At 63.6% G+C, this 12970-nt stretch carries 11 protein-coding genes and 2 tRNA genes; 6 read left to right on the forward strand and 7 right to left on the reverse strand.

What is annotated here, in order from left to right:
• Positions 1–10: 10 nt before the first annotated feature.
• Positions 11–2332, reverse strand: a complete 2322-nt coding sequence (locus N5B55_RS10040; protein ID WP_304538059.1) for an NADP-dependent malic enzyme — start codon at positions 2330–2332, stop codon at positions 11–13.
• 295 nt (positions 2333–2627) lie between these two features.
• Positions 2628–3296, reverse strand: a complete 669-nt coding sequence (locus N5B55_RS10045) for a DUF4136 domain-containing protein (protein WP_065858941.1) — start codon at positions 3294–3296, stop codon at positions 2628–2630.
• A 152-nt stretch (positions 3297–3448) separates the two neighbouring features.
• Here N5B55_RS10045 and pepN point away from each other — a divergent pair, with 152 nt between their 5' ends.
• The 3 genes from pepN to N5B55_RS10060 all read left to right on the forward strand — a co-directional run bounded on the left by pepN (position 3449) and on the right by N5B55_RS10060 (position 7378).
• Complete coding sequence (gene pepN / locus N5B55_RS10050; RefSeq protein WP_304538060.1) at positions 3449–6163, forward strand: aminopeptidase N; 2715 nt, start codon at positions 3449–3451, stop codon at positions 6161–6163.
• A gap of 46 nt (positions 6164–6209) precedes the next feature.
• Positions 6210–7226 (forward strand): class 1 fructose-bisphosphatase, encoded by a 1017-nt coding sequence (locus tag N5B55_RS10055; RefSeq protein WP_065858945.1) that lies wholly within the window; start codon positions 6210–6212, stop codon positions 7224–7226.
• Positions 7227–7302: 76 nt separating this feature from the next.
• Positions 7303–7378 (forward strand) — tRNA-Thr (locus N5B55_RS10060).
• Between the two features lie 71 nt (positions 7379–7449).
• Here N5B55_RS10060 and lysM read toward each other — a convergent pair.
• Complete coding sequence (gene lysM / locus N5B55_RS10065) at positions 7450–7935, reverse strand: peptidoglycan-binding protein LysM (protein ID WP_154206536.1); 486 nt, start codon at positions 7933–7935, stop codon at positions 7450–7452.
• Between the two features lie 299 nt (positions 7936–8234).
• Here lysM and N5B55_RS10070 point away from each other — a divergent pair, with 299 nt between their 5' ends.
• Positions 8235–9269 carry an extracellular catalytic domain type 1 short-chain-length polyhydroxyalkanoate depolymerase gene (locus N5B55_RS10070; RefSeq protein ID WP_304538061.1) on the forward strand — a complete coding sequence of 345 codons (1035 nt, stop codon included), beginning with the start codon at positions 8235–8237 and terminating at the stop codon, positions 9267–9269.
• Positions 9270–9275: 6 nt separating this feature from the next.
• Here the strand turns inward: N5B55_RS10070 and N5B55_RS10075 are convergent, their stop codons facing one another.
• From N5B55_RS10075 to gcvA, 3 genes are all read right to left on the reverse strand, one after another.
• A complete protein-coding gene (locus N5B55_RS10075) occupies positions 9276–9581 on the reverse strand; it encodes a hypothetical protein (RefSeq protein WP_178960419.1) in 306 nt (101 codons plus the stop codon).
• An 83-nt stretch (positions 9582–9664) separates the two neighbouring features.
• Entirely contained in the window at positions 9665–10102 is a 438-nt protein-coding gene (locus tag N5B55_RS10080) for a hypothetical protein (protein ID WP_304538062.1), read from the reverse strand.
• 73 nt (positions 10103–10175) lie between these two features.
• Entirely contained in the window at positions 10176–11111 is a 936-nt protein-coding gene (gcvA, locus tag N5B55_RS10085; RefSeq protein WP_304538063.1) for a transcriptional regulator GcvA, read from the reverse strand.
• 148 nt (positions 11112–11259) lie between these two features.
• On the opposite strand from gcvA, the gene N5B55_RS10090 reads away from it, so the two are divergent.
• Positions 11260–12093 carry a DMT family transporter gene (locus tag N5B55_RS10090; protein WP_304538064.1) on the forward strand — a complete coding sequence of 278 codons (834 nt, stop codon included), beginning with the start codon at positions 11260–11262 and terminating at the stop codon, positions 12091–12093.
• A gap of 9 nt (positions 12094–12102) precedes the next feature.
• On the opposite strand, the gene greB is transcribed toward N5B55_RS10090, so the two are convergent.
• Complete coding sequence (greB, locus tag N5B55_RS10095) at positions 12103–12666, reverse strand: transcription elongation factor GreB (RefSeq protein ID WP_065858958.1); 564 nt, start codon at positions 12664–12666, stop codon at positions 12103–12105.
• Positions 12667–12781: 115 nt separating this feature from the next.
• On the opposite strand from greB, the gene N5B55_RS10100 reads away from it, so the two are divergent.
• A tRNA-Arg gene (locus N5B55_RS10100) sits at positions 12782–12858 on the forward strand.
• Positions 12859–12970: the final 112 nt, after the last annotated feature.

The raw sequence follows: 12970 nt of genomic DNA on the forward strand, positions 1-12970 counted from the left end.
GATCAACCAATCAACGCGTAGCCGACACGTCTGCCACCGCCAGCGCCGTCATGTTGACGATGCGGCGCGATGTGGCCGACGGGTTCAGGATGTGCACCGGCTTGGCCGCGCCCAGCAGGATCGGGCCCACCGTCACGCCCTGCCCGCCCGTGATCTTGAGCAGGTTGAACGCGATGTTGGCCGCGTCGAGCGACGGCATCACCAGCAGGTTCGCACTGCCCGAGAAGGCGCTCTTCGGCAGGAAGTGATGGCGGATGTCTTCCGACAACGCCGCGTCACCCTGGATCTCGCCTTCCACCTGCAGGTCGGGCGCTTCCACCTTCAGCAGGTCATACGCAGCGCGCATGCGGCGGGCCGATGCGTTTTTCGACGAGCCGAACATCGAGTGCGACAGCATCGCCACCTTTGGCTCCTGGCCGAAACGGCGCACTTCTTCTGCCGCCAGCTTGGTGATGTCGGCCAACTCTTCTGCGCTCGGCAGCTCGTTGACGAACGTATCGGTGATGAACAGCGTGTGCTTCTCCAGCATCAGGCCGTTCATGGCGGCGAACACCTTGGCGTTGGGGGCCAGGCCGATCACGTCGCGCACGTGTTCGAGGTGGGCATCAAAGCGGCCGACCGTGCCGCACAGCAGGGCATCGGCGTCACCCAGGCGTACCAGCAGTGCACCGATCAGGGTGTTCGAGCGGCGCAGCGCCGACTTCGCCATGTCCGGCGTCACCCCGTTGCGGCCCATCAGCTCGTGGTAGGCAGTGTGGTACTGGTGATAGCGGCGGTCGTCTTCCGGGTCCACCAGTTCGAAATGCACCCCCGGCTTCAGGCGAAGGCCGGCCTTCTGGATGCGCATTTCGATCACGTGCGGACGGCCGATCAGGATCGGCTTGGCCAGGCCTTCGTCCACCACCGTCTGCACGGCGCGCAGCACGCGCTCCTCTTCACCTTCGGCGTACACGACGCGCTTCGGGTTAGCCTTGGCGGCCGAGAACACCGGGCGCATGGTCAGGCCCGTGTGGTACACGAAGTCGCTCAGCTGGGCGCGATAGGCGTCCAGATCCTTGATCGGGCGCGTGGCCACGCCGGATTCTTCCGCGGCCTTGGCGACGGCCGGTGCGATCTTCTCGATCAGGCGCGAGTCGAACGGCTTCGGGATGATGTAATCCGGGCCGAAGGTCAGGTCCTGGCCCGCGTAAGCCTGCGCCACGGCATCGTTCGTTTCGGCTTCTGCCAGCTCGGCAATGGCCTTCACGCATGCCAGCTTCATCTCTTCCGTGATCTTGGTGGCGCCGCAATCGAGCGCACCGCGGAAGATGTACGGGAAGCACAGCACGTTGTTGACCTGGTTCGGGTAGTCCGAGCGGCCCGTAGCGATGATGCAGTCCGGGCGCGCGGCCTTGGCGATTTCCGGGCGGATTTCCGGCTCGGGATTGGCCAGCGCCAGGATGATCGGCTTCGGCGCCATGGTCTTGACCATGTCGGCGGTCAGCACGCCGGCGGCCGAGCAACCGAGGAACACGTCTGCATCGCGCACGATGTCGGCCAACGTACGGGCCGACGTGTCCTGCGCATAACGGGCCTTGTTCGGCTCCATCTTGGCGTCGCGGCCGGCGTAGATCACACCCTTCGAATCGACAACGTAGACGTTCTCGCGCTTGACGCCCAGGCCCACCATCACGTCCAGGCAGGCGATGGCCGCGGCGCCCGCGCCCGACACGGCCACCTTCACGTTGCCGATGTCCTTGCCGACGACCTTCAGGCCGTTGAGCAGGGCCGCCGACGAGATGATCGCCGTGCCGTGCTGGTCATCGTGGAAGACGGGAATATTCAGGCGGTCACGCAGCTTCTGCTCGATGTAGAAGCACTCGGGCGCCTTGATGTCTTCGAGGTTGATCCCGCCCAGCGTCGGCTCCAGCGAGGCAATGATGTCGACCAGCTTGTCCGGATCGCGCTCGGCCAGTTCGATATCGAACACATCCACGCCGGCAAATTTTTTGAACAGGCAGCCCTTGCCTTCCATCACGGGCTTGCTGGCCAGCGGGCCGATGTCGCCCAGACCCAGCACCGCAGTGCCGTTGGTGATCACGCCGACGAGGTTGCCGCGCGACGTGTACTCCGCCGCCAGCGAGGGGTCTTGCTCGATCGCGGTACACGGATACGCCACGCCCGGCGAATACGCCAGCGAAAGATCACGCTGATTGATCAGCGCCTTGGTCGGGCGAACCTCGATCTTGCCGCGCGTGGGGGTGCGGTGGTATTCAAACGCCGCGCGGCGCAGTTCGGCCTCGGCGCCTTGGTCTTGGGAATCCGGCGAGGCGTCGTGAAGCTTGTCGTTCATGGCAATGAATCCTGATGGGGAGGTCCGCAGATAAGGCGCACAGGCGCTCAGGCGGAAACTCCCTGAGACGAAATGGCAAAAAACAGTGGGAACAGAGAGAAACCGGGGGTGAGGCCGCACGCGTTGCTGGGCACCGTCAGGAGGGTAGCGACGGAGCGGACGCAGCGCCGGCCAAGGGTGGCGGTCGGCGCGAGACGGGATGAAGTGACAACGCTCAAGCGGGGTACGGCTGGCGGCCTACAGATTAGGTCCCGCATTCTAACGTAGACCGCTCGCCAAAACCCACCCGGGCGCACTACTTAGGTGCCGGCCCGGATGCGGGTTTCACTGCCGGTTTCACCGATGGATCAACGGGCAGTTCTATGAGGATCGGTTGCGCATTCGGTGCCGGGAAATTGGCAAATGCGCTGCGCACCAGATACGGCATCACAGCCGCCAGCGAGCCATTCCCCCCCTGCGTTTGCGCTGTCACCTGATAAACACGCTGTCCCGTGGCTGCCTCGTCAATTTCCGCGTGATAGGCGTAGAACGGCACTTGCACGTTGGTATCGACGTATTGCGGCCCCCACGGGCCCCAGGGCCCCCAAGGACTACGCCATGGCCCCCAAGGCCCCGGCCCCCAGTACGGATCCGGATACACGGGCTGGCGCACCTGCACAAGGCGCGTTGCGGTTGAATAGTCCAGGCGAACCACATAGCGCGCGCTGGCACGCGGCACGCTGGTAAAGCCGTGGGCAGCAAGCTGGTCTGATGTCCAGGCCTCGTAGGTCTGGCGTTCCAGGTCATTTTGCTGCGCTGCGGTGTGCTCGAAGGCATAGGTGCGCGGCGGGTTGTCGGTCCAGCCGGGTTGCCGGAACGCTGTCACCTGGCTGGTGACCGTGCTCGCACAGCCCGCCAGCAGGCTGGCCGCCATCACCGCGCCGGCCATCGGCCCGATGCCCGATGACTTGATCCATTTCCACATGAAAATCCCCCTACTCTCAATCAGACAGATGGCCGCGGGCCCGGAAACAGGCTGCGCGCGGTCTGTTACTCAGAGTGACACCCAACGCGGAAGATTCCCGCCAAGGGGCTGAGTACAATGGCCTTTTGCGTACCTCTACGAGGATGTTACCGATGTTGCGCACCGATACCGCCGTCACGATTTACCGCAAGGACTACACCGCGCCCGCTTTTCGCATTGACGAAGTGGCCCTGGAGATCGATCTGGTGCCCGAGCGCACCCGTGTCGTCAACCGCATGCGCATGACGCGCACGGACGCCGGCAAGCCGCTCGTGCTGGCGGGTGAAGGACTGGAGCTGGCGGGCGCAACCGTCGACGGCAAGGCACTGTCTGGCCTGCAGGCTTCCGGCGACACGCTCACCATTGAGGCCGTACCGGCCGATGTGGGCACCACCTTCACGCTGGAACTCACCACTTACTGCAATCCCGCAGCAAACTCCTCGCTGATGGGACTGTACGTTTCCAACGGCAACTTCTTCACGCAGTGCGAGGCGGAGGGCTTTCGCAAGATCACCTACTTCCTCGACCGCCCGGACGTCATGACGGTCTACACCGTTACGCTGCGCGCATCGAAGAAGGACTATCCGGTGCTGCTGTCCAACGGCAATCTCGTGTCGGAGCGCGACCTGCCGGACGGCCGACACGAAGCGGTGTGGCACGACCCGTTCAAGAAGCCGTCGTACCTGTTCGCGCTGGTGGCCGGCAAGCTCGAGTGCATTGAAGAACGCATCCAGTCGGCTTCGGGCAAGGAAAAGCTGCTGCAGGTGTGGGTCGAAGCGCAAGATCTTGGCAAGACGCGCCACGCCATGGATTCACTCATCCATTCGATCCATTGGGACGAACGCCGCTTCGGGCTCGAGCTCGATCTCGACCGCTTCATGATCGTCGCCGTGGGCGACTTCAACATGGGCGCGATGGAAAACAAGGGGCTGAACATCTTCAACACGAAGTACGTGCTGGCCAACGCCGAGACGGCAACCGATGTGGACTTCGCCAACATCGAATCGGTGGTCGGCCACGAATACTTCCACAACTGGACGGGCAACCGCGTCACTTGCCGCGACTGGTTCCAGTTGAGTCTGAAGGAAGGCCTGACGGTGTTCCGCGATCAGGAGTTCTCCGCCGATATGGCGGCACAAGCGGCCGCGCAAGCCGGCAATGAAGCCGCTGCTGCCAGCGCCCGAGCCGTCAAGCGCATCGAGGACGTGCGACTGCTGCGCCAGGCGCAGTTTCCGGAAGATGCCGGCCCGATGGCCCACCCTGTGCGGCCCGACAGCTACGAGGAAATCAACAACTTCTACACCGTCACGGTGTACGAAAAAGGCGCAGAAGTCGTGCGCATGTATCAGACGCTGCTCGGCCGCGACGGCTTCCGCAAGGGCATGGACCTGTACTTCCAGCGCCACGATGGCCAGGCAGTCACCTGCGACGACTTCCGCGCGGCCATGGCCGATGCCAACGGCCGCGACCTCACACAATTCGGCCGCTGGTACAGCCAGGCCGGCACGCCGGTCGTTGCCGTGGACGGCCACCACGATGCAGCCACGCACACCTATACCCTCACGCTGCGCCAGCGCTGCGAGCCGGTCGGCATCGAAGTCAACAGCGGCATCCAAAAGCAGCCATTCCACATTCCGTTTGCAATCGGCCTGATCGACAAGAACGGCCGCGACTTGCCTCTGCGCTTGCGTGGCGAGCGCGCATCGCCGTCGCCCGTGACCACACGCGTGCTGGACTTCACGGAAACCAAGCAGACCTTCGTCTTCGAAGATGTGGCCGAAGCGCCGTTGCCCTCGCTGCTGCGCAATTTCTCGGCGCCGGTGATCGTCGAATACGGCTACACGATCGACCAACTCACGTTCCAGCTTGCGCACGATACCGACCCGTTCAACCGCTGGGAGGCCGGCCAACGCCTGGCCACGGACACACTGCTGCGCATGGTGACGGACATCCAGCACGGCCGTGCGCCGCTGGTGGATCCGGCGCTGGTCGAAGCCCTGCGTGCCGTGGTCGCCGACACCTCGCTCGATCCGGCCTTCCGCGAGCAGATGCTGATCCTGCCCGCCGAAAGTTACCTGGCCGAACGCATGGACATGGCCGACCCCGCTTCCATTCACGCCGCACGCCGCACGCTGCGCCGCACGCTTGCGGAGAAGCTCAACGCAGAGTTGCTGCGCGCCTATCAGGACAACCAAACCGAGGGGCCCTACTCGCCAGATGCGGTGTCTGCAGGCAAGCGTGCGCTCAAGAACATCGCCCTCGGTTATCTGGTGGAAACCGAAGCCCCTGAGGCGCTGGCCCTGGCCGAACGGCAATATGCCGGCGCCACCAACATGACCGACCGCATGGGCGCCCTCTCCGCCATGGTGAACAGCTACGCCCCTGGCCGCGAAGCGGCGCTGGCCGATTTCTACACGAGATTTGCCGACGATGCCCTCGTCATCGACAAGTGGTTCTCGCTGCAAGCCATGCAGCCGGGCGCCACCGGCAAGCCAACGCTGGAAACCGTTCGAGCCCTGATGACTCATCCGGCCTTTACGCTGCGCAATCCGAACCGCGCGCGCTCGCTGATCTTCAGCTTCTGCTCGGGCAACCCAGCGCAGTTCCACGCCGCCGATGGGTCGGGCTATGCGTTCTGGGCCGAGCAGGTGCTGGCGCTCGACGCCATCAACCCACAGGTCTCCGCCCGCCTGGCACGTGCGCTGGACCGCTGGCGCAAATACGTGCCCGTGTTGCGCGACGCCATGCAGGACGCGCTCAAGCGCGTGGCGGCACATCCGAGCCTCTCGCGCGATGTGCGGGAGATCGTCGGCAAGGCGCTGGCCTGAATGTCACCGCTTGTATCGTAAAATCGCGCCCGTCTCAGGAGAACCCATGAAGCGCATCAACCTCACCCGCTACCTGATCGAAGAGCAGCGCGAGCACAACACCATCCCGGCCGAGCTGCGCCTGCTGCTCGAAGTCGTGGCGCGCGCCTGCAAGGCGATCTCGCACAGCGTCAACAAGGGGGCCCTTGCCGGCGTGCTCGGCTCGGCCGGCACCGGCAACGTGCAAGGCGAAACCCAGCAGAAGCTGGACGTGATCGCCAACGAAGTCCTGCTCGAAGCCAACGAATACGGCGGCAACCTGGCCGCCATGGCCTCGGAAGAAATGGAATCGTTCTACGAGATTCCGCACCGCTATCCGAAGGGCGAATACCTGCTGCTGTTCGATCCGCTCGACGGCTCGTCCAACATCGACGTGAACGTATCGATCGGCACGATCTTCTCGGTGCTGCACATGCCCCAAGCGGGCCAGGCTGTGACCGAAGCCGATTTCTTGCAGCCGGGGGCAAAGCAGGTTGCCGCCGGTTACGCCGTGTACGGCCCGCAGACCACCCTGGTGCTGACGGTTGGCAATGGCGTGCACATGTTCACGCTCGACCGCGAAGTCGGCAGCTTCGTGCTGACCAGCCGCGACGTGAAGATTCCGGTCGACACGAAGGAATTCGCCATCAACATGTCGAACATGCGCCACTGGGCCCCACCCGTGCGCCGCTACATCGACGAGTGCCTGGCCGGCACCGAAGGCCCGCGCGGTAAGGACTTCAACATGCGCTGGATCGCCTCGATGGTGGCTGACGTGCATCGCATCCTCACGCGCGGCGGCATCTTCATGTACCCGTGGGACAAGCGCGAGCCGGGCAAGGCCGGCAAGCTGCGCCTGATGTACGAGGCCAATCCGATGGCCTTCCTGGTGGAACAGGCCGGCGGCGCGGCCACCAACGGCGAGCAACGCATTCTGGATATCCAGCCCGAAAAGCTGCACCAGCGCGTGGCGGTGGTCCTGGGATCGAAAAACGAGGTGGATCGTGTCACGCAATATCACCTCGAGGCCAAGCAAACGCCGTAACAACGTCATGTAAGGCCGTTGTTCCAGCGGTTCTTGCAGAGCGACAAAAAGTTCTGTTAGAATCGCTGTTTCCGACGCCGCTGTAGCTCAGTCGGTAGAGCAGCGCATTCGTAATGCGAAGGTCACCAGTTCGATTCCGGTCAGCGGCACCAGAATAAGAAAAAAGCCCAGTCTTCATCGACTGGGCTTTTTTCGTTGCACCTCCGAAACCAGGCAAGCCGAATCAAGCCGCGGGGATGCGCAGCTTCTGCCCCGGGTAGATCTTGTCCGGATTCGACAGCATCGGCTTGTTGGCTTCGAAGATGGCCGGGTACTTGTTCGCATCGCCGTAGAACTTCTTGGCGATGGCCGAAAGCGTATCGCCGCGCTCTACGGTGTGCCACTGCGATTCTTCCGACTCGGTGTTGACCGACATCTGGTCATCCACCGACTTGATCCCCTCGACGTTGCCGCAGCACAGGATGATTTTCTCGCGCGTGGCCTGATCCGGCGCTACGCCAAACACCTTCGCAGCATCGCCTTCCACCTGTACCGACAACGCCGTGGCGCTCAGACCCTGCTGCGCGATGTAGTCCTGAATGGCTTGGCCCTTGGCATCGTCGGCCGCCTTGGCGGCGTCGGCATCTGCTGACGCATCGGCGGGCGCGGCTGCGGCGGCGCCATGGAAAAGCTTTTCGCCAGCCTCTTTGATGAAGTCAAAAAAACCCATAACGACCTCCATAAGTACACAACGGGGAACGGGGAAAGTGGAGACGCCCACTGCGGGGCTCGTCCGTCGCGGCAGTGTAGCCGCTCGCCAACGGTGTCTCCATGACAGCCGCGCTCAATTGCAAACTTTGCGCCTCATTCAAGCGCCGATGCGGCGCTTCGCCCACTTTCAATGCTGCGACGCAACAAAATCGCTGGCACACTGTCTTACCACCATCAAAACCACTTGCGACTCTTCGAAGAGCACGGGCACCATCGCCCTCATCGGAGTTCCCTCCCGCCACCATGCACCGTTCGTGGATGAAATCGATCACCCGGCTCGTCGATGCCCTGACCACACCAGGCTTCGGCCGCCAGTCATGGCCACCGAAGCCGGTGAAGCCGCTCAAGCCAACGGCACGCCGCGACATTCCGCGCCGCGTGCACCCAACGCCCACCGAAGGCACCTTCGTTCGCGAACAATTCATCTACGAGCCTGAGTCGCCCGCCCTGGTGGCGCGCCGGCCGGAATACTGGCTTTACACACCGCCCCTGCGTGGCAGCAAGCCACCCGCGCTGATGGTGATGCTGCATGGCTGCAAGCAGTCGGCCGAAGTCCTGGCGCATGGCACGCGCATGAACGCGCTGGCCGACCGTGAAGGCTTTATCGTGCTGTATCCGGAGCAGCCGCGCCGCGCGCATCCGCAATGTTGCTGGCACTGGTATGACCCTGAGCACGCCGGTGCGCGCGAGGCTGACGGCATTGCTCAACTGGTCGAGCAAACGCTTGCACAAACCGGTGCCGATCCGTCGCGTGTCTATCTGGCGGGGTTGTCCGCCGGAGCGGGCCTGGCCGGCCTGATCGCAATGCGTCATCCGAAGCTGTTTGCCGCGTTGGCCTTGCATTCGGGCCCGGCGCTAGGCGTGGCACGCTCGCCAGCGTCTGCATTGAATCTGATGCGACGCGGGGCAAGGGTCGATGCTGTCGAGGCGCTCTCGAGCGTGGTCGACGTGGCCACATACCCCGGCATGCCGACGATGCTTCTACATGGACTGCGCGACGAGGCGGTCAACCCAGCCAACCAGGCGCAACTGGCGGCGCAATTCCGCGCACTGAACCACCTGGGCGATAGCGGCCACGTCTCGCGCGACACCATGCGCGGCGACGGCTATGTCCTGCGCGACGACATGCGCGACGGCGAATGCATTGTCAGCTTGTGCCAACTCACCGCCACGGGCCACGCGTGGAGCGGCGGCGATCCGCGCTACGCGTTCCACGCGCCGGGGCCTGACGCGACGTGGCTGTGGTGGCAGTTCGCGCGCCGGCACGTTCGCGAGACGGCGCTGGCGGCGTAGCGGGCGTTAGAGATCGATCGACCGCTGCACGGCGTTGCGCCCGAGCAATTCGTCGATCAAGCCATAGCCGCGCGTGAGCCCGGCATCTTCGGCGGCTTCCCGCGTGGGCAGCGGGCGCTCGTCATGCGAATGGGCGACAAGCGTTTCGACGGCCGTCGGGTCGGCGCCGGACTCGCAGATGCGCACGACGAAATCCCACTGCGTGGAGCCTTGCCCCCTCGTATCCGATTTGCGTTCTGCGCGGGGAATGGCGAGCACGTAGACGTCGAAGTCCTTGTACAGCTCGGTGCGCCAGTTCGATTCCGTTGTCATGTTGCCTCCCGAAAGACGCCGCGGCGTCGCAAGACTCGCCCGCAAAAAACAGGCCGGTTCAAGACCGGCCTGGCGTTACATCATCAGCATTCGCCCTTGCGCGCGTGGCCCGGAGGGCAGTGGTAACGGTCGTCGCGATCGCGGCGGCCGTGATCCCAGTCGCGATCCCCATCACGGCCGCCCCAGCGCCCGTCGTCTCCGCGGTCCCAGCCGCCGTCACGCATCCGCCAGCCGTGCGACCCCTGCTCCCAACGTGGCTCGCGCCAGTGGTAACCCGGTCGGCCGTGTTCACGATAGCCGCGACGCCAGACATAGCGGCCATCGCGCCATTGCCAGTAGCCCGGCACCCATACGTAGCCGGGCTGCAAAACCGGCACGGGCTCATATTGAGGCGGCGGGGGCGCGTAGGTCGGGCCGATCTGCACGCCGATCGACACTTGCGCCTGCGCGGGCACAGCGATCGAAGCCGCCACTCCTGCAGCGGCCAGGCACGCAGCGAGAACCCATGCATTCTTCTTCATATTGGGGACCTCCTTTGAAGCCATCGAACTCATGTCGATCGTAGCACCGGGTTTCGCGCCAGCCTCTGGGGCGTTACGCGTCGTTACCTCCGTTACCGGAGGGCGGAAGTCCCTTCACGTTTGCGTGACGTTGCGGGCGTTCTTCGCCCAGCCACGCACAAAATGCCTGCACCACTTCGTCACCGAGATTACGCGCTGGGCTGTACCAGTAGTAGCTGCGTGCCACTAACGCGAGATCGGGAAACGGCGCCACAAGACGCCCCTCTTCGAGATCGTCCGTAATGAGCGCCGAGGGCCCCATCGCGACACCCAACCCATCGATGGCCGCTTGAATCGACAGATAGAAATGCTCGAACGTGAGGGCATGTGCAGGGCGCAGGTTCGGCACGCCGGCCAGCACCAGCCAGCTTGGCCACACCGAGGGCAACGTGTCCGAATGCAGCAGCGTGTGCTGCCGCAAATCCGACGGCGTCGACAACGGCAAGCGCTCCAGCAACACTGGGCTGCACACCGGGAACCGACTCTCATCCAGAAAGCGCCCCGACTGAAAGCCTGCATGAATCTCCGGCCCGCCACGGATGATCACGTCGAAATGATCGGGCAAGTCCTCGATCTCTTCGATGGAGGTGGTCAACCGCACCTCCACGCGCGGAAAGCGCATCTGAAATGTGGAGAGCCGCGGAATCAACCAGCGCATTGTGAATGTGGGGATGCTGTTCACACGGAGGATGCGCACCGCATCGCGGTCACGCAGCGCCTGGCTGGCAGTGCTGATGCGATCAAGCGCCACGCCAATCTCCGACAGATAGCGCTGGCCAGCATCGGTGAGCTCCACACGCCGGTTCAGTCGTCGAAACAGCGCCACACCCAACCATGCCTCCAGCGCCTGAATCTGTCGGCTGATAGCACCATGCGTGACGTTCAGCTCTTCGCCTGCGCGCGTAAAGCTCAGATGGCGCGCCGCCGATTCAAAAGCGCGTATTGCATTCAACGGGGGCAACTTGCGCATATCGTGTGAGTTTTTTGCACAGATCGAGTCAGTATATATCGATTGTTGATCACACCCTACGCGGCTACGCTGTCGCTTCTTGCTCTGATCGGCTCCAGCATCGAGTGAGAAAAACCGACTCGATTCTCACTTCGCGCCATCGTCCATCGTGACCCCCGCCGTCATCGCCCTGGTGCTCTGCGCCGCCCTGCTCCATGCCTCGTGGAATGCCTTGCTGAAAAGCGACTCCGACCGCCTGCGCGCCATCACGCTGATGACGCTGGCCTCTGGCGTGGCCGCAATACCGATGGCGATCGCATTGCCCTTGCCTTTACCGGCCGCTTGGCCGTATGTGGCGCTGTCCGCGGTACTGCACGTCGGCTACAACGTGTTCCTCGCGCGCGCGTATCGGTTTGGCGAGTTCGGCCACGTGTACCCGATCGCGCGCGGCTCATCACCGCTGCTCGTAACGGTGGGCGCCTCGCTCTTCGCGGGCGAAATGCCGGGCGTGATTGCACTCACGGGCGTAGTGCTGGTGAGCGGCGGCATTCTGAGTCTGGCGCGCGGCCGCAAGGCCGATCTTGGCTCAACGCTGGCGGCGCTCACTACCGGTGTATTCATCGCGTGCTACACGGTGTGCGACGGCATCGGCGCGCGGGCCGCCGGCAATGCGAACGCGTACTCGGCCTGGCTGTTCATGCTTGACGGCCTGCCGATGGTGCTGCTCTATCGCGTGTGGAAAGGCCCGCTGAACATCAACCTGCGCGACGCCAACACACTCAAGACGTTTGGCGGCGGCGTGGTCTCCCTTGTCGCCTACGGCATCGTGATCTGGGCCGTGACGCTCGCGCCGATGGGGCCGGTGTCGGCCCTGCGCGAAACGTCGGTCGTGTTTGCCGCGCTGCTCGGCCGACTGTTCCTGAAAGAATCGCTCACCGCACGGCGCGTGTCGGCCTGCTCGGTCATCGCCTTTGGCGCTTACTGCCTGGGGCACCCGGCCTGAGTGCAACACTCAGGCTGAGCGCGGCGGATATTTGACCTCGAGAATATCGATCTGCTCGACACCCGTGGGCGTGCGCAGCGGCACCGTGTCGCCCTCGCGCGCCTTGATGAGCGCGCGCGCGATCGGCGAGATCCAGCTCACGTGCCCGATGTCCAGGTCGACCTCATCCATGCCGACAATGGTGATGGTGGTCTCTTCACCGCGCTGGTTGGCGTAGGTGACGGTCGCACCAAAGAAGATCTGATCGTTGTCGCCCTGCAAACTGGCGTCGACAACCTCCGCCTTTTCGATGCGACGCGTGAGAAAGCGGATGCGGCGATCGATCTCGCGCAGACGCTTCTTGCCGTACAGGTAGTCGCCGTTTTCCGAGCGATCGCCATTGGATGCGGCCCACGACACGATGCCGACCACTTCAGGCCGCTCGGTGTCGATCAGGTGCATCAGTTCGCTACGCAAGCGCTCGTAGCCCGCAGGGGTGATGTAGTTCTTGGAACCGGGGGGCAAGGGCGCGGCGCCCTCGGGCAGATCGTCTTCGTCATCGCCGGAATCTTCCCGGACGAAAGCCTTGTTCATGATGGAAGCCACGGTGGATCAAGGCTCCATTATAGAAAGTCGGGCCCTCTCCAAGAAAAAGTGAAGAAGGGGGTTCACAAGACGGAAAATCTCTGTATAATCTCATTTCTCGGTTGCGGCTGTAGCTCAGTTGGATAGAGTACTTGGCTACGAACCAAGGGGTCGTGGGTTCGAATCCTGCCAGCCGCGCCAACCTAATACGAGAACGAAAAGGGCTTCCAGAAACGGAAGCCCTTTTCTTTTGTCCGTATCGAGCGTCGCTGACGACGCAGGCAGCGTCACAGCGCTTGCACTTGCTACCGGC

The sequence above is a fragment of the Ralstonia pickettii genome (assembly GCF_030582395.1).
Taxonomy (GTDB): Bacteria; Pseudomonadota; Gammaproteobacteria; order Burkholderiales; family Burkholderiaceae; genus Ralstonia; species Ralstonia pickettii_D.